This is a genomic window from Sodalis sp. RH24, from assembly GCF_047324145.1.
In the GTDB taxonomy this organism is placed as follows: Bacteria; Pseudomonadota; Gammaproteobacteria; order Enterobacterales; family Enterobacteriaceae; genus Acerihabitans.
Map to the genome: position 1 here is coordinate 3,716,184 of NZ_CP178729.1, position 23,785 is coordinate 3,739,968.

General features: G+C 55.3%; 26 protein-coding genes and 1 tRNA gene. 15 read left to right on the forward strand and 12 right to left on the reverse strand.

Annotated features, from left to right (window positions below; translation table 11 throughout):
* Positions 1-54: 54 nt before the first annotated feature.
* Positions 55-456 (reverse strand): VOC family protein, encoded by a 402-nt coding sequence (locus ACL2XG_RS16870; RefSeq protein WP_413721690.1) that lies wholly within the window; start codon positions 454-456, stop codon positions 55-57.
* 24 nt (positions 457-480) lie between these two features.
* Entirely contained in the window at positions 481-999 is a 519-nt protein-coding gene (locus ACL2XG_RS16875) for a cupin (protein WP_413721689.1), read from the reverse strand.
* A 194-nt stretch (positions 1,000-1,193) separates the two neighbouring features.
* Between ACL2XG_RS16875 and ACL2XG_RS16880 the strand changes: the two genes are divergently transcribed.
* Positions 1,194-1,793: a nitroreductase family protein gene (locus tag ACL2XG_RS16880; protein WP_410012988.1), complete on the forward strand. Its 600-nt coding sequence runs from the start codon at positions 1,194-1,196 to the stop codon at positions 1,791-1,793.
* A gap of 324 nt (positions 1,794-2,117) precedes the next feature.
* On the opposite strand, the gene ACL2XG_RS16885 is transcribed toward ACL2XG_RS16880, so the two are convergent.
* A complete protein-coding gene (locus ACL2XG_RS16885; RefSeq protein ID WP_410012989.1) occupies positions 2,118-3,314 on the reverse strand; it encodes a multidrug efflux MFS transporter in 1,197 nt (398 codons plus the stop codon).
* A 195-nt stretch (positions 3,315-3,509) separates the two neighbouring features.
* On the opposite strand from ACL2XG_RS16885, the gene ACL2XG_RS16890 reads away from it, so the two are divergent.
* The 5 genes from ACL2XG_RS16890 to ACL2XG_RS16910 all read left to right on the forward strand — a co-directional run bounded on the left by ACL2XG_RS16890 (position 3,510) and on the right by ACL2XG_RS16910 (position 7,706).
* Positions 3,510-3,971 (forward strand): MarR family winged helix-turn-helix transcriptional regulator, encoded by a 462-nt coding sequence (locus ACL2XG_RS16890; protein ID WP_410012990.1) that lies wholly within the window; start codon positions 3,510-3,512, stop codon positions 3,969-3,971.
* A gap of 160 nt (positions 3,972-4,131) precedes the next feature.
* Positions 4,132-4,560 (forward strand): organic hydroperoxide resistance protein, encoded by a 429-nt coding sequence (locus ACL2XG_RS16895; RefSeq protein WP_410012991.1) that lies wholly within the window; start codon positions 4,132-4,134, stop codon positions 4,558-4,560.
* Positions 4,561-4,851: 291 nt separating this feature from the next.
* Positions 4,852-6,540, forward strand: coding sequence for a kdo(2)-lipid A phosphoethanolamine 7''-transferase (gene eptB / locus ACL2XG_RS16900; RefSeq protein ID WP_413723514.1), 1,689 nt, complete (start codon positions 4,852-4,854; stop codon positions 6,538-6,540).
* Between the two features lie 100 nt (positions 6,541-6,640).
* A tRNA-Pro gene (locus ACL2XG_RS16905) sits at positions 6,641-6,717 on the forward strand.
* 704 nt (positions 6,718-7,421) lie between these two features.
* A complete protein-coding gene (locus tag ACL2XG_RS16910) occupies positions 7,422-7,706 on the forward strand; it encodes a hypothetical protein (protein ID WP_410012992.1) in 285 nt (94 codons plus the stop codon).
* Positions 7,707-7,841: 135 nt separating this feature from the next.
* Here ACL2XG_RS16910 and ACL2XG_RS16915 read toward each other — a convergent pair whose 3' ends face one another.
* From ACL2XG_RS16915 to ACL2XG_RS16935, 5 genes are read right to left on the reverse strand one after another with little or no spacing between them, the layout of a single operon-like run.
* Positions 7,842-8,819 (reverse strand): spore coat protein U domain-containing protein, encoded by a 978-nt coding sequence (locus tag ACL2XG_RS16915; RefSeq protein ID WP_413721688.1) that lies wholly within the window; start codon positions 8,817-8,819, stop codon positions 7,842-7,844.
* Positions 8,820-8,829: 10 nt separating this feature from the next.
* Positions 8,830-11,220 carry a fimbria/pilus outer membrane usher protein gene (locus ACL2XG_RS16920; protein ID WP_413721687.1) on the reverse strand — a complete coding sequence of 797 codons (2,391 nt, stop codon included), beginning with the start codon at positions 11,218-11,220 and terminating at the stop codon, positions 8,830-8,832.
* 3 nt (positions 11,221-11,223) lie between these two features.
* Positions 11,224-11,949: a molecular chaperone gene (locus ACL2XG_RS16925; protein ID WP_413721686.1), complete on the reverse strand. Its 726-nt coding sequence runs from the start codon at positions 11,947-11,949 to the stop codon at positions 11,224-11,226.
* A 20-nt stretch (positions 11,950-11,969) separates the two neighbouring features.
* Complete coding sequence (locus tag ACL2XG_RS16930; protein ID WP_410012996.1) at positions 11,970-12,500, reverse strand: spore coat U domain-containing protein; 531 nt, start codon at positions 12,498-12,500, stop codon at positions 11,970-11,972.
* An 18-nt stretch (positions 12,501-12,518) separates the two neighbouring features.
* Entirely contained in the window at positions 12,519-13,085 is a 567-nt protein-coding gene (locus ACL2XG_RS16935) for a spore coat U domain-containing protein (protein ID WP_410012997.1), read from the reverse strand.
* Between the two features lie 428 nt (positions 13,086-13,513).
* Between ACL2XG_RS16935 and ACL2XG_RS16940 the strand changes: the two genes are divergently transcribed.
* Positions 13,514-13,969, forward strand: coding sequence for a TOBE domain-containing protein (locus ACL2XG_RS16940; protein WP_413721685.1), 456 nt, complete (start codon positions 13,514-13,516; stop codon positions 13,967-13,969).
* 47 nt (positions 13,970-14,016) lie between these two features.
* Here the strand turns inward: ACL2XG_RS16940 and modD are convergent, their stop codons facing one another.
* Complete coding sequence (modD, locus tag ACL2XG_RS16945) at positions 14,017-14,865, reverse strand: ModD protein (RefSeq protein WP_413721684.1); 849 nt, start codon at positions 14,863-14,865, stop codon at positions 14,017-14,019.
* A 421-nt stretch (positions 14,866-15,286) separates the two neighbouring features.
* Here modD and nifH point away from each other — a divergent pair, with 421 nt between their 5' ends.
* From nifH to anfO, 7 genes are all read left to right on the forward strand, one after another.
* On the forward strand, positions 15,287-16,114 hold the full coding sequence (gene nifH, locus ACL2XG_RS16950; RefSeq protein ID WP_410013000.1) for a nitrogenase iron protein: 828 nt from the start codon (positions 15,287-15,289) through the stop codon (positions 16,112-16,114).
* Positions 16,115-16,192: 78 nt separating this feature from the next.
* Positions 16,193-17,758 (forward strand): nitrogenase iron-iron protein, alpha chain, encoded by a 1,566-nt coding sequence (gene anfD / locus ACL2XG_RS16955; protein ID WP_413721683.1) that lies wholly within the window; start codon positions 16,193-16,195, stop codon positions 17,756-17,758.
* 12 nt (positions 17,759-17,770) lie between these two features.
* Positions 17,771-18,121, forward strand: coding sequence for a Fe-only nitrogenase subunit delta (anfG, locus tag ACL2XG_RS16960; protein WP_410013002.1), 351 nt, complete (start codon positions 17,771-17,773; stop codon positions 18,119-18,121).
* An 11-nt stretch (positions 18,122-18,132) separates the two neighbouring features.
* Positions 18,133-19,521, forward strand: coding sequence for a Fe-only nitrogenase subunit beta (gene anfK, locus ACL2XG_RS16965; protein WP_410013003.1), 1,389 nt, complete (start codon positions 18,133-18,135; stop codon positions 19,519-19,521).
* A 35-nt stretch (positions 19,522-19,556) separates the two neighbouring features.
* Positions 19,557-19,976 carry a hypothetical protein gene (locus ACL2XG_RS16970; protein ID WP_410013004.1) on the forward strand — a complete coding sequence of 140 codons (420 nt, stop codon included), beginning with the start codon at positions 19,557-19,559 and terminating at the stop codon, positions 19,974-19,976.
* Between the two features lie 15 nt (positions 19,977-19,991).
* Entirely contained in the window at positions 19,992-20,498 is a 507-nt protein-coding gene (locus ACL2XG_RS16975; protein ID WP_410013005.1) for a pyridoxamine 5'-phosphate oxidase family protein, read from the forward strand.
* 10 nt (positions 20,499-20,508) lie between these two features.
* Positions 20,509-21,129, forward strand: coding sequence for a Fe-only nitrogenase accessory protein AnfO (gene anfO, locus ACL2XG_RS16980; RefSeq protein WP_413721682.1), 621 nt, complete (start codon positions 20,509-20,511; stop codon positions 21,127-21,129).
* Between the two features lie 213 nt (positions 21,130-21,342).
* On the opposite strand, the gene ACL2XG_RS16985 is transcribed toward anfO, so the two are convergent.
* The 3 genes from ACL2XG_RS16985 to ACL2XG_RS16995 all read right to left on the reverse strand — a co-directional run bounded on the left by ACL2XG_RS16985 (position 21,343) and on the right by ACL2XG_RS16995 (position 23,077).
* The gene (locus ACL2XG_RS16985) at positions 21,343-21,543 is read right to left on the reverse strand and encodes a hypothetical protein (RefSeq protein WP_413723513.1); all 201 of its coding nucleotides are present in this window, start codon (positions 21,541-21,543) and stop codon (positions 21,343-21,345) included.
* Positions 21,544-22,069: 526 nt separating this feature from the next.
* Positions 22,070-22,447 (reverse strand): hypothetical protein, encoded by a 378-nt coding sequence (locus tag ACL2XG_RS16990; RefSeq protein ID WP_413721681.1) that lies wholly within the window; start codon positions 22,445-22,447, stop codon positions 22,070-22,072.
* Between the two features lie 6 nt (positions 22,448-22,453).
* Positions 22,454-23,077, reverse strand: a complete 624-nt coding sequence (locus ACL2XG_RS16995) for a hypothetical protein (RefSeq protein ID WP_413721680.1) — start codon at positions 23,075-23,077, stop codon at positions 22,454-22,456.
* Positions 23,078-23,272: 195 nt separating this feature from the next.
* Between ACL2XG_RS16995 and ACL2XG_RS17000 the strand changes: the two genes are divergently transcribed.
* On the forward strand, positions 23,273-23,629 hold the full coding sequence (locus ACL2XG_RS17000) for a Fe-only nitrogenase accessory AnfO family protein (RefSeq protein ID WP_413721679.1): 357 nt from the start codon (positions 23,273-23,275) through the stop codon (positions 23,627-23,629).
* The last annotated feature ends 156 nt before the right edge of the window (positions 23,630-23,785 follow it).

The following is a 23,785-nucleotide window of genomic DNA, read 5'->3' on the forward strand; positions in this document are numbered from 1 at the left end:
AAGTATGGCCCAGGTTCCGCTATATGACAGGCGGGTCCATTGCCCGGCCGCGTATTACTCCTGTTTGCCGTAATGCATGCCTTCCAGCTTCAGGCCGTCGGGATCGAGGAAAAAGACCGCATAATAGTCCGCATAATATTCGCCGGCCGGGTCGACGATGCTGGCGCCGTTGTGTTCCAGCCATGCCTGCAGCTCATCGACGTCCCGCCGGCTGTTCAGCGACCAGGCATAATGGTGGAATCCCACGTCGCCTTTACGATAAGGATGCTTTTTACCCTGCTCGTCCGCCTGGTAAATCCAAAAGCGCGTCGTGCCGTTGCTCCAGCCCATCGCCGCGGGCATTTCGTCCATCACGTCAAAACCCAGGAACGTAAACAATCCGCTGTAGAATTTCTTGGAAACGGCAATATCGCTAACGCTGATAACCAAATGATCGACTGCCTGGACTCGAGACATAGTTTCCTCCTGTTCTGCGCCGGCTTATGCTTGTTCCGGATTATGCCATAGCGTGGTAATGCCGCCCCGATCGCCGCTGATCGGATCGGTGGCCGGTAACGGCACCTGCCCGATATGCTGTTGCACCGAGGCCAGCCTGGCGGGATCGTCGCGGCATAAATCGGCGTTCATGCCGTTGGGATAAGCGCCGACCACCATAAAATCCTCGCTTGATTGCAGCGCTTTATGGCCGACGCCGGCTGGGATCAGCACCACATCGCCTAGGGACAAAGTGACGACCGGCCCGCTTTCACCGCCGAACTGCACCTGGGATTCGCCGGCGTAAACACCTAGCAGCTCGTGGCAATTGGAATGGAAATGGGTGAAGTTATAGATAATATACCGCCACTGGGCCGGCCAATCATTGGCGGCAAAATGACGTTCCAGCCAGGCCGCCGGATCGGGCGTTTGCGCTGGTATCACGCGGCGATAGATGACCAGGGGCAGCGGACTGTTGGGAACGCCGCCCACCGCTTCATTTAACTCGAGGGTTTCTATGGTCATAAGATCATCGCTCCTGCTCGTCTGGTAGGTCATGGGCTAATGCCATGAAGATCCGCAATAAGTCTTATCAGCATAGTTAATCGAGAGAATGATGCGAATGATTTACAGATTACACCGACAAGGCATAAGCTAGCCGGTGCGATGAACCGCATGTAGCCGCCGTTCATTAATTTCCCTTTAACAGGAGTAGATCTATGAGCAATGCATTTCTGGACGTCATCAAAGCCCGCCGGTCAATTTACGCCATCGGCAGGAATGTCGCGCTATCGGAAGACCAGATCGCCTCGCTGGTGAAAGACGCGGTCAAACATAGCCCCTCGTCCTTTAATTCTCAAAGCTCCCGTGTTGTCGTGCTCTTTGGTGAACAGCATGAAAAATTATGGAATATCATTAAAGAAACGCTGAGGAAGATTGTGCCCGCGCAATCCTTCGCCGCCACTGAAACCAAACTGGCCTCATTTGCCGCAGGCAAAGGGACGGTGCTGTTTTTTGAAGACACCAAGGTCATTGATGTTTTGCAAAAGCAATTTGCCGCCTATGCCGATAACTTCCCCATCTGGTCGGAACATTCCACCGGCATTGCGCAATTTTCAGTATGGACGGCCCTGGCTCAGGAGCGTATCGGCGCGACCTTGCAGCATTATAATCCCCTGATTGACGATGAGGTTAAACGCACCTGGGAATTGCCGGACAGCTGGAAACTGCGCGCGCAAATGCCGTTTGGCTCCATTGAGCAGGCGGCGGGCGAAAAAACATTTATCGACGATGAAGAACGTTTCCGCATTTTTAAATAACATCCCGGGCATGTTGTGCTTGGGCTAAGACGGGTCTGATGGCAAAACCCGGCTTGCGGGAGTGGCGGACATGCGTCCATCGCTCCCGCCTCCAGCTTGTTTGCATGTCTGCCGGCACGGGCACGGGATGGCGAACGTTTTTTTTTGCACAGATGTTTTTCAGGTTCGGCCGGCGCGGCTATAGTATAACAGGGCTGGTCAAAAAACAGGCAATCTATTGATAAGGAGCGAAGCGATGACCCGAATTCTGCTGGTATTTTTATTCTTTGTGGCAATCTGCGCCGGTATCATGGTGGTACAAATGGGCGGCCGTTATCCCTGGATTTAACTGTTCCTGGCGGGGATCTTGCGAAAGCCCGACCAGAGCTGCACCGTATTGATCAGCACCATCAAGGCCGTGAATAAAAACACCCAGCGAAAGCCCAGTACCGCCGAGACGCTGGAGCCGATGAGCGGCCCTACCACATTCCCCATATACATAAACGACTGGTTATAACCGAAGATACGGCCGGTGACTTTATCGCTGGAATATTTTACCAGCAGCGTCTGGACGGCGGGCATCAGCGCGCCGTCGGTGAACCCGAGCAAGAAGCGCAACACGCCCAGTTGCAAGGGCGTCTTCACCAGGGCCATGCAACAAAACAGCGCTATGCTTGCCATCATCGCCGCCATCAAGATACGCGAGGTGCCGATGCGGTCGCCCAACTGGCCCAGGCGCGGCGCGGCCAGCAGCGCCGACACGCCCGGCACGGCGGCGATCACGCCGCTGATAAACGCCAGATTGCCGGTATCGTTGTAGATATCTTTGATAAACAAAGTCAGAATAGGGCTTATCGAGCTGTTGGTCAGCTGGATCATCATGGTGGTAATAAACAGGCTGAAAATCAGGCCTGGATAGGGCAATGAATGAAAGATTGCCCGGCCCTTGAGCTGATCGGCTTTTTTGATGTTAACCGTTTTCTCTTTAATCAAGAACAGCGTCACCAGAAAGCTGGTAAACATCAGTGCCGACGTCACCAGGAATACCACCCGCAGACCCAGGTGATCGGCCATAAAGCCGCCGAGCAGCGGGCCGACAATCACGCCGGCCACCTGGCCGGTGGAAAGGGTGCCGAGCGCCCAACCGCTTTTCTCGCGCGGCACCTGCGATGCCACCAGCGCCATGGCGTTGGGAATATAACCTGATGTCAGGCCCATCAGCGCCCGCAGCAGGAATAACTGATAGACATTACTGGCAAAACCCTGCAGCGCAATCACCACCGCCATGCCAAGCGACGCGCGCAACAGCATCAGCTTGCGCCCCCGCCGGTCCGCCAGGCTGCCCCACAGCGGCGCCACTACCGCGGAAACCAGGAACGTCGCGCTGAATACCAATCCCGACCAGATGCTGAGCGCCTCATGGGATCGCACGCCAAGTTGCTCAACGTACAGCGGCAAAAAAGGCAGGATTTGGCTCATGGCCAGGCCGGTGAAAAAACAGCCTAACCAAACGGAAAAGATATTGATCTTCCAGGCTTCCATGGGTCACACGCAGTAGGTAAGGATTAATAGCAAGTTTGCTAATGATATCATCGATGTGAAAAGTTACGGTAACGACTTACCGATAAAAAGTGTAGCAAAAACGCACGGTATGTTTTCCGCGCCGCCAGTCCAGACGGGGGAAGGTGGGCAAAAAAATAACTTGCGATTCTATCGCGCGCTATTTATAATAACACCATGAAAACGAAACATGATGACCCAAAAGCGACGGCTACGCCTTTAGCCCTTGACCAGCAGTTCTGCTTTGCCCTGTACTCGGCGAACCTGGCCTTGAACAAGGTCTATCGCAAATTATTGGTCAAGCTGGATCTCACTTACCCGCAATATCTGGTTATGCTGGTACTGTGGGAGCGTGACGAGGTAATGGTATCGGATATCGGCGAACGGCTGTATCTCGATTCCGCCACGCTGACCCCGCTGCTCAAGCGCCTGGAAACCGCCGGCCTGCTCGGACGCTTTCGCTCCGCGGCGGACGAACGCCAGGTGATTATCCGTCTGACCGACAAGGGCCGGGCATTACGGGAAACCGCGCGCACTGTGCCGGACGATATCCTGTGCGCCACGGCCTGCAGTGAAGAAAAGCTTAACGACTTAAAACGGCAGTTGCAAACCCTGCGCGCCCAGCTGGCGCAGTGGTAACCGCCCTGGGGGCCTGAGCGGCGACCAGGCTACCGCGATGGGCTATACTGGATAAAGCCCCTGCTTTTAAGTTGCAAGCGATTTAATCGCTTGCAATATATCTTCGTCCGGCACTCGGTCCGGCGAAGGCATCATCCAACAACGTAAGAGGGAAATAACCATGTCTATTGAAAAAGTTGTGTACCGCGCAAAAGCCAAAGCCACCGGCGGGCGTGATGGCCGGGCCACCTCATCCGACGGCGTGCTGGATGTCAAACTGGGCGTGCCGAAAGAAATGGGCGGCCCGGGCGGGGAATTCACCAACCCGGAGCAACTGTTCGCCGCCGGCTATTCCGCCTGCTTTCTGGGTGCGTTAAAACATGTCGCCGCGCAGGAGAAAGTGAAGCTGCCGGCGGACGCGTTTATCGAAGGCACGGTCGGCATCGGCGCGGTGCCGACCGGTTTTGCCATTGAAGCCCAGCTGGATATTCATTTAGCCGGCATGGATCGCGGCCTGGCCGAGTCGTTAGTGCAGAAAGCGCATGTGGTCTGCCCGTATTCCAACGCGACCCGCAATAACATTGATGTTAAACTTAACGTCATTAATTAGTTTTCAGCGTTAAACCGGTGCCGCCGCTCAGCGCGGCTGCCGGTGAAACCGGTTGGATAACGCCGCGAGCCTTTGCTTGCGGCGTTTTTTTTTGCCCGGCGCGTCCGCCGCAGGATAAACCGTTACTACCCAAAACTTTTTAATATGAAATTTGTCAAAATGGTTTCGCACATTAAAGGTATGCTTATCCATTCGTTGTTAGCCATGGCGGCATAAGTCGGGTGCGAATCCGCTAGCCAAATCGCCGGCAGCGAGACCTTAATTTATTGATTATCATGGACTATTGCCTTGATTAAATTAGTCAAACAGCTGTCGCAGCAAAAACTATCGATAATAATCGCTGTTTATGTGGGTTTTTTTCTTAACCTGTCGGTTTTTATCCGGCGTTTCGATGTGCTTCATCCGGTTACCACCGTCGGCCACATGGTTATCGCCCTTACCGAAATTATGGTGACGGTGCTATCCACCTTCTTTTTGCTGCGGCTGATTTCGCTGGGCGGGCGTCATTTCTACCGTACTGTGGCTACAGTATTGTTGTTAATCTCGGTTGCCGCCAGTTATTACATGACCTATTTTAATGTCGTTATTGGCTACGGCATTATTGCCTCTGTCATGACCACGGATATTGATTTATCAAAAGAGGTGGTCGGGTTTTATTTTGTCCTGTGGATGGTGGCGGTCAGCGCCTTGCCGTTGTTTTTGATCTGGAAACACTCGGTGAGCGGTACCCTGATCCAGCAGATGAAGACCCCCGGCCAGCGCATTAAGCCTCTGTTGATCCTACTGGTTACGTTGGCGCTGATCTGGCTGCCGGTGCGCTATCAGGATAAGGCGCAGAACGTGCGCGAAAAAATCACCAATATCGATCTGCCCAGCTACGGCGGCGTTATCGCGCATTCCTACCTGCCGGTTAACTGGATGGCGGCCCTTGGCCTGTTCGCCTACACCCATTTCGACGAAAACCAGGACAATGACACGCTGTTCGATCCCGCCAAGCAGTTTACCTATGTGACTCCGGCCGGTATCGATGATACCTATGTGGTTTTTATCATCGGCGAAACCACCCGCTGGGACCATATGGGGCTGCTGGGCTATCACCGCGATACCACGCCCAAATTATCCCGCGAGAAAAACCTGGTGGCGTTTCGCGGGCAATCCTGCGATACCTCCACCAAACTCTCCCTGCGCTGCATGTTCGTGCGCGAGGGCGGGACAGCGGATAACCAGCAGCGGACGTTAAAAGAGCAGAATATCTTTGCGGTAATGCGTTCGCTCGGCTTTACCTCGGAGCTGTTCGCCATGCAGAGCGAGGTGTGGTTTTATAAAAATACCTATGCCAATAACTTCTCGTTTCGCGAGATGATCGCCGCGGAAAAACGCAACGACGGCAAATCCGTGGATGATATGCTGCTGGTGGATGAGATGAGCGAATCGCTTAAACGCTACCCCAAAGGCAAGCACCTGATGGTGTTGCATACCAAAGGCTCGCATTACCTCTATTCGCAGCGTTATCCGCGGGATTTTGCCCGCTACCAGCCTGAATGCATGGGCGTGGATCATGCCTGCTCCAAAGCGCAGCTTATCAATGCCTTCGATAACAGCGTGTTGTATACCGATAGTTTTATCGCAAGCGTCATCGACAGGATGCGCAATAAAAAAGCCCTGGTGTTCTACGCCTCCGACCATGGCGAGTCCATTGATGAAAACTACCATTTACACGGCACGCCGCGCGATATGGCGCCGCCGGAACAGTTCCGCGTACCGATGATGGTCTGGGCGTCGGATGCGTTCCTGGCCGACCAGCCCCATCGGGAGGCGTTCGACCGCCTGCAGGCCCAGCAGCGTATCGGCGCCACCCATCGCCATGAAGAGCTGTTTGATACCATTCTCGGCTGCCTGGGCTATACGTCGCCGAACGGCGGCATCAACCCGCGGAACAACTGGTGCGCCAAGCCTGCGGCCAAGGGGATGGCCCTGTAAGCGACAGGTACCGCCGGCGGCGCTTTTGTAAACAGTCGGCAGTATTTCTTGAAAAAGGGATTGACGCAAAAAGACGGCCGCAGTAAGATGCGCCCGCATTCGGTGAGTGGCGCAGCCTGGTAGCGCAATACGTTCGGGACGTATGGGTCGGAGGTTCAAATCCTCTCTCACCGACCAACCTCTTCAAGGTCTTGTCTCCAGCAGTCCAGACAAGGCAGAAAAAAAGCACGTCTTAGGACGTGCTTTTTTTTTTGCAGCAAACCTCGTCCCTGACCAGCGCGCCCGTTTTGGGAAAAACACTTCAGCCCCGCCAGCCGATATTATCGGGAACAGGTGATTTCCTGTGTAAAAATAACCGCGGCACGACGGCCGGCAAGGATTTGAGGCCCGGGTGGGGATAAGCAAATCCATCATTCGTTTTACAAAATATATTAATTATAAAAATTTACCTGACTGGCATTTGAGATTATATGTTTATCTGCGGGTGAAAATATAAAAAGCACGCGGCGGGCTAAAATACACTTCTATAAAAGGCAATCAATTGGCATCGATAAATCATGCCCGTAAATTCTCTTGTCGCTAACGCATTATCTTAAGTGGCAAAGCTGCATTTTTTCTTAAGCATTGCTGATGAATTGCTGAACAACTCTTTGAATAAATTTACCTTTACAACAGGAAATTAGCATTGGTATTGCCTGGATATGTCAAATAAATGTTAAAAAAGCTTGTATCTGCCGGCTTGACGGCGCATGTTATAAATTAGTCTGGATATTGTTTTGCTGTCGGCATTGGATGCTATTTTAGGGAGACGATGAATTCGTATAATAAAGTCAGGCCCTGGGGGCATTTTTAAACGATATAACAAGCGATGCGGGGATGATATGAAAGTTGATTTCTTTTTGATTGAAAATGACAGGAAAACGTCTATTTATCATGATGAATTCAGGCTTGGACGTATTCTGGTCATGCCAAAAACAACGCTTCAGCTGATGTCTCGCAGGACAAAGCGGAGAAAAGAAACCTCTGGTAAAAGCTACGATACTGTTGTGCATATCAGTTCAGGGGGACAAAGGTATGCCGTCGCCTTTTCCGGCGAGGCTATTCCGGCGTTCGAAACGGATGAATTGATCAGGAAGTCGGTGCCAAAACCCACGCCTCTGGCGTAGCGTCCGCTAACGCCCGCCCAGGGTGCCGCAAAAATCCACTCTTTAAAAAACGTCAATGGATTGGTTATTGATAATAGCGATATTCGTGAAATTAAGCCCTTTCCACTCTTTATTGTTTAACGCCTGCCGCACGGCCTAGAACGACAGATCGATAACCACATTATCGGTATAATTGCCCGGCGGCGGCGTAGGCTGGTTTGGCAAAATCCGCGCGACATAATTGTAGGTACGCAGGGTGCCGTCGCTGCTGACGCTATTGGATAGCGCGCTGGACCAACGGTCATTGCCGTTGTCACGCCAGGACTCGGCGCCGTTGGATTTAGAGATCTCATAGCCGAGCAGACTGCCGCCGCTGGCCATGTGCCTGACGTTGCCGACCGCATGATTGCCGTTATTCATCCCCACCGTATACGTGCTGCCTTTGGTACAGACGATGCCGATCGTCTGCGATACCGGATTAAAACCGCTCACCAGCGGCGCGGCGCCAAAGCTGATGTCGGGGGCGGTAATAGTGACGCAGTCGTTGGTGATGACCAGGTTAACCGTCAGCGGCACCATGGCGGAACCCATCTGGCTGCTGCCCGGCATACATTGTCCCAGCGCGCCTATACCGGTGCAGATAGCGTAGTTCACCAGGATATTCAGGGTGACGGTATAGGTTCCCGCCGCCACGTTCTGGCCCGTCATGGTGTGCAGATACAGCGGGATACTGAAGTTCGCCCCCCCCATCAGCCCGACCAGGTTTACCAGCTCGGCGGAATGGTATCTCACCGGGGCGCCGTTAAGCGCCAGTTGCGTGGCGCAGTTGGCGGCGGTGCATACCTGGATGGGGATAACATCGCCGCCGTCGATGGCTTTCAGCGCCGCCTGTCCGCTGCTGGTGGCATTGGCGGAATAGAGCTGCAGATCAATATGGTCGGTGCTCAGCAGGGCAAGCGTGCTGCCGGCGCCGCAGTTAACCTCGATACTGTTGCTGGACGTGCTGACGGTGCTGTTAATGCTGAAAGAGCTTGCCTTGCCAAAGGCGACGGTACGGCCGGGCAAGGCGCAGGCGGCAAGGGCGGACTGGCATAATAATGCGAGCAACAGCAATCCCGGGGAAAGGGTTTTCATCAAGCGTTCCTTAAGGTGTCGCGGACAGCGGGCATGGCAACGGCCCGTAGGTATGTAAAGCCCGGGGCCTGCCGTCCGGCAGCGTCAGGCGGGCGGCGCAGCGCCGTCCGTCCGGGGTGACGGCGCGCAGCCGGTTGTCGGTTGCCAGGTTTTCCAGCCAGGCAAGGCCTTCCCAGCCCACATAATCATCGGGCAGCCCGTCGCGCACGACCCGGGTGCCTACGGGCAGCGGCCGGCCCTGGCCGTCATGCAGGATGATGCTGGCCGCGCGCAGCGGCTCGATAGGGAAATGGAGCAGGTAGCCGCTCTGGCGGGGCACCGAGAAACGTTGCTCGATAGCGGGCGCCGTCAAATCAGCGGGGATATTTAAGATATCGATGCCGTATTTAGCCGGGTAGTAGGCGATAACATTGGGAATCAGCAGGTAGCCCGCTTGGTCGGTCACGCCCGCCGGCTGGTTTTCATAACGCACCAGCACTTGCGGCTGCCCGGTTTTTATCAGCACAAACGCATTATTTAACTGGTTTGCCGCCAGCAGCCGCCCATCCATCGTCACCAGCGCGCCGCTGATATCCGCCCATTGCACGTCGCTGCCGCTGACGCCGTAAAAGCCGCCGGAGGCGTCGACATAACGGTTACGCCAGTCGAGCGTGGCCTGGCGATAATCTTTGTCTCTTTGCTGGCGGGCATAGGAGGCGTCCCAGCTGAAACCGCCGTCGGAGGGCATGGCGCGGGACACCGTCAGGCGCTGGGCGTCGCCGCCGGGCCTGTCGCGCTCCAGGCCGACGCTGGCGCTGGCCAGGCCGCCAAAGGGCATGATCAACGAGAGGGCGCCGGAATAGTCCCGCTGTTGCCGATCGAAACCCGCGGTCGCAAACAGGCTGGCGTCGCCCCACAGATTCCTGCTCCATGACAGATTCCATAAGCGGGTACGATCGCCCCTCCGGCCGCGGATATCGATCATTGCCGCGCCGAGGCTGCCATAACGATGCAGCGTGACGCCGGCGTTATATTGCGCGCTGGCCCGGCTTAACGTCGAGGCGGTGCGCGGCCGATGACGGGCGCCGGCATCATAGAGCGCCAGATGGGCAAAGTGACTGCTGCGCCAGGTATGCTGCGTGCCGATGCTGGCGACCCGGTTACTGTATTGATAACCGCAGCCATATTGTTCTCCGGTCCATCCGCCAAAACGGCTGTGGGTCCAGGAGCCGTTGATCACTCCCGCGCGTCCCACCCGCAACAGGCTGCCCGCGCCGGCCAGGGCCAGGTTTTGCGCGCCCTCGGCATGGCCTTCCAGCGTCAGCCAGTCCGTTGTTCCCCGGCGGTAGGAACCGCTGGCCACCGGCGGGCCGTAATCGGCGTTTTTTACGCCATACGCGCGGCGCAGCGCGCCGGCGCCCACGGAATAATCGGATAAGCCGGGTTTGAGCAGGGTACTGGACACATAGAACGGCAGGGTAGTGATCACCTGGCGGCCTACCGCGTCCGTGGTGACGATAACCGCCTCGCCGGCGCCGTTGATAAAAGGCATATTGTTGAGCGAGTAAGGACCTGGCTGGAGGTTGTTGCTGCTGGTTTTATAACCGTTGATAAACATATCGACGGTGGTGGGCACCGCCGCCTGTCCCGCGAACGAAGGCAGAGGATAGGTCACGATATCCGGGCGTACCGAAAAATCACGTGCGAGCTGGATGCCGCCGATACGCACGCTGCTGCTCCACGATAGCGCGTCGGTGATCACATCGCCCGCCGCCCAGCGCAGGGCATGCTCCTCGTTCTGGCTGGCCCAATAGGTATCGTAGCGCATATAGCCGCCGCCGCCGGGCGCGCCGGTTATCTGGCGCTGCGCCACGCCGTCAATGGAAAAGTGGCCGGCATCGCCAAAGGTACGCAATTCATGCCATACGGCTAAGCGCACGTCGCCGCTGATGCGACTGCCATAAATATCATAGTTGAACAACGCGCCGGGGCTGACGCGTGCAGGATGGCGCCGGCCGCCCGGCTCCAGGCTTATCGATTGTTCCGGCAGCCAACTGGCTGGCACCGCCAGCAACAGCCGCTGCCGCGGCCGGTCATAAGTCGCCGTTACGCCGGGCAGGGCGGTGACATCCGTTTGCTGCGCGTTTAGCCGATCGGCCGGCAGCCCGGCTTGCACCAGATCGGCGGTGGGCACGGTATAATGCCCGTCGCGAAACGCCACCGGCACGATCCGGCCGACGGCGGATTCATTCACCACCAGCTCCAGCATATATTGACGCTGCGCCTGCCCGGGCGCCATCCCCGGCGGCGGCGGCAGCGAAGAGAACGTTTCCGCGTTGCCGTCCATGGAAAACCCGCAAGCCCAATAACTTAACAGGGTAACGGCGCAACGGCGGAGAAAGGTCGGCGCAGGACGGTCCATTATCTAGCGCGCGGAAGACGTGCCGCGCCATACCTTGTTGCGGTTATCGACCCGGGTCTCCAGCACCGCGTGAGCGTCAACGCCGGCGTTAAGCGGCCAGCGATGGCGGGCGTTGGCCAGTACGTAACCGAACAATCCGTCGGTGAGCTGATATTTCCCCAGCCGCGTTTTGCTGAGCCGGGCGTGTACCGGTCCTTGGTTGCGGATCTCCAGATAAGGCTCGCCCCGTACCTGGACCAGACGCCAGCTTAACAGCGGCATGCCGCTGTCCGGCGACGATTGGCCGCCGTAGACAAACAGCGGAATGGAGTAACGCATCTGGAACATCAGCGAATTGGCGGGATCGTCGGCCCGGTCGTTAGGGGTGGGAATTTCGTCGAGCAGGATGCGAAAGGCTTGTTCCGGGCCGGAAGCCGGCGGCGCTTGCCTGATAATGCGGATCAGCTGTTTTTGTCCGGCATCCAGCCTGAGCATGGGCGGGCTGGCGATAATATCCTGTTGCGTATGAAAGCGCTCCCCGCCCTCCGTCTGATCCCAGGAAAAGATCCGCACCTGCAGCAAGGTGGCGGCGGCGCCCTTGTTTTCCACCCACAGCTCGGTGGCTTTTTGCGTGCCGGCCAAAAAGGGATCCACCGGCCAGATCAGGACGGCGTGCCCCGCCCAGGCGATGGGCAGCCACAGGCCCAGCAGCAGCGACAACAGAAAGCGCCCGACGGCGAGAATGGTCATATTCAGATCCTTCTAAATCGTTACCAGGACAGGGTTACCGTAATGCTATCGGTATAGGTTCCTGCCGGGTGAAAGCCATCCAACTGCAGCTGTCCGTAAACCGGCAGCTGGATGTGGTCGCCATCGCCGTGGCTGATGGCGATATCCTGGTTAACCGGAATTTCACTGGCCGGCGATAAACTGGCGCTGGTGAAAAGGCGGTAGGCAATCAGATCGGTATTATTCAATCGCTGAAGATGACGCGTTGTGGTGAAATGATTACCGCCGCCCAGATTCATGGTTAAGGTCGTGCCCGGGGTGCAGGCGATGGCAAACGAGGCGCTTTGCACCAGCGCGGCATTGGCGGCCCGGGTATCGATACCGGACAAGGTACCGAAATCCAGCGTCCCGAGCACACCGCCGCCCTGGATCTGGCAGCCCGACACCACCGACGCCGATATCTGAAAATTTTGCGTCGGCAAGGCGGACAGCGGTCCTGGATACAGCGCCAGCAGCGACCCGAGCGCCACGCCCAGGCAATGAGGCCGTTGCCGTCGGTTGAGTACTGACATCCCTTAAGCATTCCGCTATCAATAAATGACCTGGACATTAATCACGTCGCTATAAGTACCCGCCGGCACGCTGGTATTATTCCCGCCCTGGGTGACCCGACCATATACCGGATAAATATTGCCGTTTACCGGATCCGGGACACCGGTAGCCCTCAGGCCGGTATTGTTGGCAATAGGCGTGGTAAACGCGGCGTCGTTATACAGCGTATACGCAATGCCCTGTGATGCGTCGCTGCCGAGCACCAGATAACGCGGGCTGGCGGTTTCCGCGCCATACACATTCACCGGCGCGGGGTTGCTGCCGGTTATCTGCACGCTAAAGGTTGCCCCGGTGGTACAACGAACACGGATGCCGTCGCCGGTGGCGCCGCTCAGTGTCGCGCTCAGCTCCTCGAAAGTGGCGGGATGGGTACCGAAATCGAGCGTGCCGAAGTTAACATTGCTGGTGGCCGGGTCGCCGTTGATCAGGCAACCGTTGGTTAAGGTCAGCGAGGCGTTAATGGCTCCGGTGGTGGTTACCGCCCGGGCAACACCCGCCAGGCCACAGCCCAGCCAGCACGCCAGGAAAAAAAACTTCTTATTCATATCCTTACCTCAAAGGAATCTTAGAGAATACTCAACGGGATATTTATTAAAATTAAAACATTATTTTTTGAAAAATATATTGAATAATAATTAAAGGTTCGATGAATCAATGTTAATAAGCCATGGCTAGATGGCCGATGTTTTATAGTAGTCATAAATAAATCCGGCGACGGATAATAACTTTTTCCTTCCCTTGGCGAGCACATTGCGAAACGTCGGGTATCCCCAGAAGCGCAAGGGGGTTGTTAAGATGAACGGCGGGCCTTTATCAGGTATCCTGGGGAAACAGGCCGCGCCGGCCCGGTCATTTTCCTGGTGAGTCATAACTTAAATAAACGCCGTCCGGGATATATGGCATAAAAGTTGCTGCGTATTGGCAGGGATAGTGACTTTTTGCCCAGGCTTCCTTTTACCTTCTGGAGAAGACTATGCTGACATCCGCAAGAAACCATCTTACCGGCACCGTAACGGCCATTGTCGCCGGCGCGGTCAATGATGAAATAGAAATCACCCTGGCGGGCGGCAAGAAGCTGGTCGCCACCATTACCCATAGCAGCGTGCACTATCTCGACCTGCGCCTTGGCGGCGAAGCCAGCGCGTTTATCAAAGCGCCCTGGGTGATCCTGACGACCGCCGGCACCGGCCTGCGTTTTTCGGCGCGCAATCAATTTACCGGCAGCATCACCAACATCGTCAAAGGCGCCATCAACAGCGAAGTCACGGTCGCCGTCGATGCCAGCATGTCATTGGTTTCGGTCATTACCAATGAGAGCGTCGCCGGCATGCGCCTCAAGGACGGTGATGAAGTGATTGCCCTGGTCAAGGCGTCCAGCATTGTGCTGGCGACCCACGACTCACCGCCAATAACGGCCGGAAATCCCTAATACCTTACGGCGTGCGCTGTTGAGACGCGAAGCGGATGACGGCGGTATCACTTGGCGGGATACAGCCGGACGCCGATATCGGCGGGCGGACTGTAGTAAGGCATCGAGGTGATTGCCAGCTCAATGCCGGTGCGGGCGTATTCCCCGATATTGCCGGAATGGATCCCGCCCGCCGCCGCCAGCCGGCAACCGGTAGCCTGGCTGTTGGCATAGGCCAGCGCCCGGCTTACCGCGGCGGGACTGAATTTATCCAGTTGCACCAGGTCCGGGCCGGCGTCTATAGCCGCCATGGCTTCGGTTTCATTATCCGCTTCCACCACGATTAACCGGTCCGGCGCCGCGCCGCGCAGGGTGGCCACATGCTGGCGCCAATCCACCGGATCGGCGCAGAAATGACGGTGGTTGGCGAACAACAGTACCGTATCCGCGGTTCCGCAGCGATGCAGGATGCCGCCGCCGTCAATCACCGCGCCCAGCGCCAGCGTTTTGGTGCCGGGAATGGTTTTGCGGGTGCAGGCGATGCGCATCCTGGGGTTTACCGCTTGCGCCATGGCGACCATCTCATGAGTGGCCTGGGCGACGCCGCTGCACCATTCCAAGAGGTTTTGCGCCACTTTCCAGCCCTGGTGTAATCTTTCGGCCGGCCCGGCTGCGGTTAACAGCACATCGCCGGCCTGCGCCATCTGCCCGTCGGCCATCGCCATCACCACGCTGAGCCCCAGCCGTTGCAGGACCCTTGCTGCGGCGTCCAGCCCGCTGACTTTCCCGGCGGTGCGCCGGCTAAAGCTCATGACGCCCTGACGGTTGCCGATGCCCAGGGCGCGGGTAGTCAGGTCGCCGTAGCGGATATCTTCCTGCAGTAGCGAATCCAGTTCCTGATCGGAAAGATAAAGCATGATCGTGCCTCGTCGTGTTGAGAGAGATGATGTAAATGCGCCGTCGCCACTTCCTGCTGGATCACCAATAACACAACCGGCGCTAAAACGTGAATGATACGGATCAAGCGCCGGGCCGGTCGGGTCCTCCCACCGGATAAAACACCGTCGTGAACTTTTATTTTTAATAATGTTCGCGAATGTACTAAATGCGCGGATATGCATTTTCCCGTCAGCAACCGGCGGTATGTAAAATACGATTTCGCCGCATGGTGATATTGCCAATAAATACAGGCGGTAACGTATTCCCGCTACAAAAAAATACGCATTATTATCGCGGCCGTACGGACTGTTTTATGCCTTGGCATGGGGATTGCTCTATTCATGCTGTCTTTACTATTTTTTATTCATTATACATTATTCATCAGAGGAGTTCTTTATTGTGACTCGCAAACTGGCAATCTATGGCAAGGGTGGTATTGGTAAATCGACCACCACACAAAATACCGCCGCCGCATTAGCCTATTATCATGGTCAAAAAGTGTTTATTCATGGCTGTGATCCAAAGGCGGATTCCACGCGGCTGATATTAGGCGGCATGCATCAGGAAACCCTGATGGACGTGCTGCGCGATCGGGGCGCCGAAAAGATCACCAATGACATGGTGGTGAAAACCGGCGTGTTCGGCATCAGCTGCGTTGAGTCCGGCGGCCCTGAGCCGGGCGTAGGCTGCGCCGGACGAGGCGTCATCACCGCCATCGACCTGATGGAAAATAATCGCGCCTACTCCGAAGATCTGGATTTTATCTTCTTTGACGTTTTGGGCGACGTGGTCTGCGGCGGGTTCGCCATGCCGATCCGCGAAGGCAAGGCCCAGGAAGTCTATATTGTCGCCTCGGGGGAAATGATGGCGATCTATGCCGCCAATAATATTTGCAAAGGCTTGGTGAAATATGCCAAGCAAAGCGGTGTCCGTCTCGGCGGTATTATTTGTAATAGCCGCAAGGTTGACGGGGAGCGGGAATTTGTTGAAGAGTTCACCGCGGCCATCGGCACGCAATTACTGCATTTTGTACCGCGGGATAATATCGTGCAGAAAGCGGAATTCAATAAAAAAACCGTTACTGAATTTGATCCGGAATCTAACCAGGCCCATGAATACAGCGAGCTGGGACGTAAGATTATTGAAAATAAAAACCTGGTTATCCCTAAACCCATGACCATGGAAGCGCTGGAAGCCATGGTGGTCAAATACGGTCTGGCCGATTGATTGAACAGCGCCAAGGGCTAAAGGACCGGATCGCCGCCGGCCGGCAAGATGACCAGTTACTTAATCGGGGAATGAACCATGCCACATCATGAGTTTGAGGTTAGCAAGTGTATACCGGAGCGGAAACTCCATGCCGTAGTCAAAGGCGCCGGGGAGGACTTAACCTCGGTGCTGCCCCTGGGCTATCTGAATACCATCCCGGGAACATTGTCCGAACGCGGCTGCGCCTATTGCGGCGCCAAGCATGTTATCGGCACGCCGATGAAGGATGTCATCCATATCAGCCACGGGCCGGTGGGATGTACTTACGATACCTGGCAAACCAAACGCTACATCAGTGATAACGACAACTTCCAGCTGAAATATACCTTTGCCACCGATATGAAGGAAAAACATATCGTGTTCGGCGCGGAAGGGGTGCTGAAGCAGAATATCCTGGAGGCGTTTAAGGCCCAGCCCACCATTAAGCGCATGACCATTTACCAAACCTGCGCGTCGGCGCTGATCGGCGACGATATCGCCGCCGTGGCGCAGGACGTGATGGACGAATTGCCGGATGTGGATATTTTTGTCTGCAATTCGCCGGGTTTCTCCGGCCCCAGCCAGTCCGGAGGCCATCATAAAATCAATATCGCCTGGATTAACCAGAAGGTCGGCACCGTCGAGCCGAAAATCACCAGCGATCATGTCATCAACTATGTGGGCGAATACAATATCCAGGGCGATCAAGAAGTGATGGTGGATTACTTTAAGCGCATGGGTATCCAGGTGCTGTCCACGTTTACCGGCAACGGCTCCTACGATGATTTGCGCGGCATGCATAAAGCCCACCTTAATGTGCTGGAATGCGCGCGCTCGGCGGAATATATCGCCAATGAACTGCGGGTGCGCTACGGCATTCCGCGCCTGGATATCGACGGTTTTGGTTTTGGCCCCTTATCGGATTCCCTGCGCAAGATCGGGCTGTTTTTTGGTATCGAAGACCGCGCGCAGGCCATTATCGACGAGGAAACCGCCCGCTGGAAACCGGAGCTTGACTGGTATATGGCGCGCCTGAAAGGCAAAAAAGTCTGCTTATGGCCGGGCGGTTCCAAACTCTGGCACTGGGCGCACGTGATCCATGCGGAAATGGGCGTGGAAGTGGTGTCGGTCTATACCAAATTCGGCCATCAGGGCGATATGGAAAAAGGCATTGCCCGCTGCGAGGCCGGCGCCATGGCCATCGACGATCCCAATGAACTGGAAACCCTGGAAGCAATGTACCAGCTCAAGCCGGATGTCATCTTTACCGGCAAGCGCCCGGGCGAAGTGGCGAAAAAAATCCGCGTCCCCTACCTGAACGCCCATGCGTACCATAACGGTCCCTATAAGGGGTACGAAGGCTGGGTGCGTTTTGCGCGCGATATCTATAACGCCATTTATTCACCCATCCATCAGCTGGCCCTGCTGGATATCAGCAAGGATGCCATCCCCACCGACCGGGGTTTCGCCACACAGAAAATGCTCGCGGCCGCAGGCCTTGACGATCAGACCCTGGCGTCCACCACCCTGCGCCAGTATAGCGGCGGTTATGACAGCGTTTCCAGGCTGCGTGAGCGCGTTTATCCCACCTTTCCCGGCCAGACGGTCATTCCGGCGGAATAAGGAGAACCATCGATGGCAAACCAGATTGAAGACCGTATCGAGCCGCTGGTGGATTACATCATGAAAAATTGCCTCTGGCAGTTTCATTCCCGCGTCTGGGACCGGGAAAAGCAGAATGAAGGCATTTTGCATATCGTCGCGCAATTGCTGTGTGACGAACCGGTGGATCTCAGTACCCCGGCCAATCGCTGCTACTGGGCCGACGCCGTGGTACTGGTGGAGGCGTATAAAACGCGCTTTTCCTGGCTGGGCATGATGGGTAAGGCGGAGATCGCCGCGCTTATCACCGCGCTCCATGAACGGCTGAACTACCTGACGATTACCGGATCGCTAAACGCGGAATTAACCGATCGGCGCTATTAGAGGGCACTAGCATGTCGTGTGAATTAAGAAAGAAAGATCGTACCGGCGTTATCAATCCGATATTCACCTGCCAGCCGGCGGGGGCGCAATATGTCAGCATCGGCGTCAAGGATTGTATCGGCATCGTGCACGGCGGCCAGGGCTGCGTGATGTTCGTGCGTTTGCTGATTTCCCAGCATTTAAAGGAGAGCTTTGAAATCGCCTCTTCCTCGGTGCATGAGGACGGCGCGGTATTCGGCGCGCTCGATCGCGTGGAGCAGGCGGTGGACGTGCTGCTGATGCGCTATCCCCATGTCAGGGTGGTGCCGATTATCACCACCTGCTCCACCGAGGTGATCGGCGACGACGTGGACGGCGTGGTGCGCAAGCTTAACGATGGGCTGTTGAAAGAGAAATTTCCCGGCCGCGAGGTCTATCTGATCCCGATCCATACCCCGAGTTTTGTCGGCAGCATGATAAGCGGCTACGATGTGACGGTGCGGGATTTCATCAAATATTTTGCCAAGAAAAGCGAACCCAACGGCAAGATTAACCTGTTCACCGGCTGGGTTAACCCCGGCGACGTGACGGCGCTGAAACATCTGCTGGCGGAAATGCGCATCGATGCCACCGTGCTGTTTGAAATTGAAAATTTCGACTCCCCGGTGATGCCCAGCGGCAACACTGTTTCCCACGGCAATACCACCGTCGAGGACCTGGTGGGAACGGCCAACGCCCTGGGCACCCTCGCGCTGAACCGTTATGAAGGACGCAAGGCGGCGGATTACCTGGCGGAACAATTCGCCATCCCCACCATTATCGGGCCTACGCCCATTGGTATCCGTAATACCGACACGTTCCTGCAAAACCTGCGGCAGCTGACCGGCAAGGCAATTCCGGAATCGCTGGTGCGCGAGCGCGGCATCGCCATCGACGCCTTGACCGATCTGGTGCATATGTTCCTGGCCGATAAGCGGGTGGCGATTTACGGCAATCCCGATCTGGTCATCGGCCTGGCCGAGTTTTGCCTGGATCTGGAAATGAAGCCGGTACTGCTGCTGCTGGGCGACGATAATGCGTTTTATGATACCGATCCCCGCATTATCGCCCTACAGGAGCAGGTGGATCACGGCATGGAGATCATTACCAATGCCGACCTGTGGGAACTGGAAAACCGCATTACCCACCAAGGGCTGGAACTGGATTTGATCCTCGGCCATTCCAAAGGGCGCTTTACCGCCATCGACAATCAGATCCCCATGGTCCGGGTTGGGTTTCCCACCTATGACCGCGCCGGATTATGGCGCCATCCGGTGGTGGGCTATGCGGGGGCCATCTGGCTGGCGGAGCAGTTTGCCAACGCGCTGTTCACCGATATGGAATACAAGAAAAACAAAGAGTGGATCCTTAACGTCTGGTAATGGGTATCGGCCTGTCATTCATAAGGATAAAACCAATGTCAAAACTGTTATTTGAATCCGATCGGCAAAAGTTTATCCGGCTTTCCCATGATGCCGAAGGCTATCACCGGCGGGCGGAACTGTTCGCCGAACAGGCGCAGTCGCCCGGTCTGGTTTTCAACGTGGCGTCCATTGCCGTGGAGTGTTATCTCATCGCACTCTGCGCCTGGTACGGCAGCATGCCGTATAACCACAACTATGGCAGTCTCATGGATACGGCGGAGGAGGTTATTCTCTTTTCGCCGGCATTAAGCGGCAAAATCCGCGCGCTGGATGACATCTTTGGTCTCTGTTCGCTGGAAAACTACCACCACGGCACCCCAACCCTGGCGGATTCGGTCGGCATTATCGCCATTTGCCGGGAATTATCGGGGATTTTAACCGCTTTGGGCACCCAGGGTTCCCAGGCGCGATAAAGGAGGGCACGACCTATGCAGTCGACAGAACCGCGCGCGGCCCCGGGACATCCGCACGGCGCCATGCGTCGCGATGAACGGGAAATAACGCAACCGGCCGAAATAGCGGCGATCCTGGACTCCGCCAGGGTGATGTATATCGCCCTGGCGCAGGACAATATCCCTTTTATGGTACCGGTATTTTACGCCTGGGACGGCACGTCGCTTTATTTCCATTCCGCCAGGGCCGGCACAAAAATAGCGATGCTGAAAAAAAACAGCACCCTGTGTTTTGCGGTTTCCACCGAACAGGGCGTGGTGGAAGACGAGGTGATCTGTAATTTCGAGGCCAGGCACCGTACGGTCATCGGTCTGGGCAACGCGGTGTTTATCCGGGACGAGGCGGAAAAGATCGCCGCGCTTAACCTGATTGTCGCCCGCTTCAGCGACAAAGCCTGGACCTTTCCCGCCGCCAATGTGCGCGCCACCCTGGTGCTGCGTATTGATATCATTTCAATGAAGGGTAAACAGCACGGATTTTAGGGAGTGGAAAATGAAGATAGCGGTATTTATCGATGCCGGCGGCCGGGCCGCCTCGCTGTACCAGCCAGGCGCGGTGCGGGTGTATGAATCAACCGCCGACGGTTGGCGGCCGGTTGCGGATATTCCGTTTACCCTGCGCCCGCAAATGGGATTAAGCGAAATCAGAACCCGCACCCTGGAGATGCTGACGTCCCTCGACGGCTGCCGCCATTTTGTCGCCGCCGCTATTCACGGCGCGCTGCTGTCCTATTTTGACGGCATGGGCATCACTATGTGGCGGCTGACCGGGGAACCCGCCGGTTTCCTGACGCGTATCCGGCAGTTTGTGGAAGAAAACGCACCGCGGGAGCAGGCAGCGGCGGCCCAAAGCGTTATCAAGCCCGGCCAGGGCGCGGGGGAATATTGCCTTAACCTTATCGACGCGCTGAAAAGCGATGGCGCCTTAACCTCGAAACAGGTGCTGCTGCCATTTTTCCGCGCGGGAGCCTTTAAACAAATCGACATTACCTGCGATCATGTGCCGAAATGGTTTAAACATGAACTGCCGGCATTAAAGCTGGCGCTTACGGTGGCGCAACAACCGGACGGGCGTTGCCGGGCGTTGGTGCTCAATATCGCAGGCAACGCTTGAGTTGCCTGCTTGGGCGTTTAAAAAGTCAAGCCCGCTTCTGGCGCAAATTCTGGGCACTTGACCTGCCTGTGGCTCGGCAATCAATCAGGTGTCCTCGACCTCCGTTCCTTGCGCCGTCATTGTCCAGGGGATGATTTTCCGCAGGTATCGCCCATGCTAAATGCCTATTTGGGTGCTGGTGATAACCCCGGCAGTAGTCGGGGTAAGCTGCCTCTAATCATTCCATTTGATACTGTAATCGGTTAATTGATTATCAAGATATTCTCTTTTTTCAAACCAATAATCAAAGACCACCTTATCACTGTTCTGAAATATTAAATAATAGCCACCAGTATCACCCAGGGTATCATCTACAACCTGTATTTCCCATCCATTATACTCTCCACTAACTATGGTTCCATTTTTCATAATCATCATCTTTCCTTAATCTTCGTAAGGAACATGGTTATTCGAACTATACTTACCCGTTACCGGGTCTTTTACACTAAAATGAACATGCGGAATACCGGGAGCATGCATGCCGCTTATAGAACCTGAATCTATTCTAAATTCTTTTGTTCCGTCTGCACTATGGTAGACCCCTGAACCAGTCTTGCCAATTTCCTTGTAATTTGAGCCTAAAAACTTCAAACCCGCAGCTAATGCTTTGTCAGTAGTTAACGTCGTCGAGCTGGTGAAGTTTTTTTTACCCGATAATGTTTCAGTGATGACGTTTTCAATTTTACTGTTAGATTATTGAGAAAGGTAAACCAGATCTCTCATAGTAAGAGGATCCGCACCAGGATTTGCAAAAATATTTCCGCCCCTTACCGGTTTACCGCCTATGTTGCCGGTATGCCTAGAACCTTGCTCACGGCGTTGATCAGGCGATATCAGTGCCGTTTTACCGTCCTGGCTCGAGGGAGAACCCCGGTGCTAGGCCGGGGTTTTAATCAAAAAATTACTCACTGGAGATCACCGGTGGAACTAACGATAGTACATCTATCACATCTTCAATTGTAACTATTGAATAGTGAACAACACCTTCTTTCGCATGGATATCAGCACTCTGTTCATTAAACCACTTCAAATATGGTGAATGTAAAATAGTATAAATGCCAGCGACCATTTCACCTTTTTGTTCTTCTTGCATTTTCAATAAATCACCCTCGTCAATAACGCGGAAACAATAAATCCAATCAAAGGCAATTTTTATTTTTTTATTGTTTGCAAGTAAAGATAAAAAAAGCGCCCCAGAAGCATAGTTACAATTAATCAATTGGCTACCAACCAGCGTGGAGCATTCATCATATGCAAGTTTAACTAATTTTTCCTTCATATATAATCACTCCTCATATCTGAATTTTATTCTATTCCTGCCAGATTGTATCTCTAATGTAGGTCTGCCGTCAGTACTACGTTCGCGGATAATGACTGTCCGTCCATCAGACAATGAACCGACCCTGCCACCGGGAATTTGTTTAACATTATCAGGCGCTAAGGCATCAAATTCTTTATTAGCTGCGTTTTTTCCACCTGCTCGTTCAAAAAGCTTTGATCTGCCTAAAGTTTCTTGCCCCCTTGAGGAGGTGGACCTCAGCTCTTCAACAGTAATAACTTTTCGGTCATTATTTCTGGCTTTCTCTTCGTCTTCCGGCCCCCAACCTCCCGGTGTTCCCGATCCCACTCCGCCCAGCTCGGCTTTTTGCGCATCGGCGGCTTTGGCTATGTCTTTGCCCAGATTCGGTTTAGCCTCGCCGCCCTCTTCGTTGCGACTTTCCATCCGTCCCGGCCCGCGCGTTCCATCACGTACCGAACACTGTTCGCGCGTGCCTTCACAGATGTCTCCACCCATATCGAAGCCGTCGTCATCGTTCGACTCCGACTGGCTGCCATGACCTACTGCTCCCGCTATCGCTGCACTTTCCGCCGCACCACCTACGATCGCGCCCAGCAGGTTATTCTCCACAGCGTTACCTGCGGAAAAGCTGATCCCTGGCGCAGACGCCGGTCCAGACGGAGCCGCTGGAGCAGATGAAAAGCGTTGCGCCAGGTCGCGCCCCGGCACTTTATCGCTGCCTTCGCCCACGTTGCCGCTGTAGGCTAACAGCCCCACCCCCAGGCCGAGGGGATGTTTTGCCAGCCCGAGCGCGGCCGCGCCTAATTGTGGCGGCTGACCGGGGAACCCGCCGGTTTCCTGACGCGTATCCGGCAGTTTGTGGAAGAGAACGCGCCGCGGGAGCAGGCAGCGGCGGCCCAAAGCGTTATCAAGCCCGGCCAGGGCGCGGGGGAATATTGCCTTAACCTTATCGACGCGCTGAAAAGCGATGGCGCCTTAACCTCGAAACAGGTGCTGCTGCCATTTTTCCGCGCGGGAGCCTTTAAACAAATCGACATTACCTGCGATCATGTGCCGAAATGGTTTAAACATGAACTGCCGGCATTAAAGCTGGCGCTTACGGTGGCGCAACAACCGGACGGGCGTTGCCGGGCGCGGGTACTCAACATAGGTAAGAGTTGAACGGGTTCTTGTTCAATCCACTTTTTTAACTGCTGCTATCCAGTTTTCCCATACCGCTGGATCGGCAGGTTTGGATGAATCACGCCATATCGTCCAATCCATTGAGCCAAGTAACGCTCCTAAATCATCGGATACGGACTGGCATATAAGTTAAAA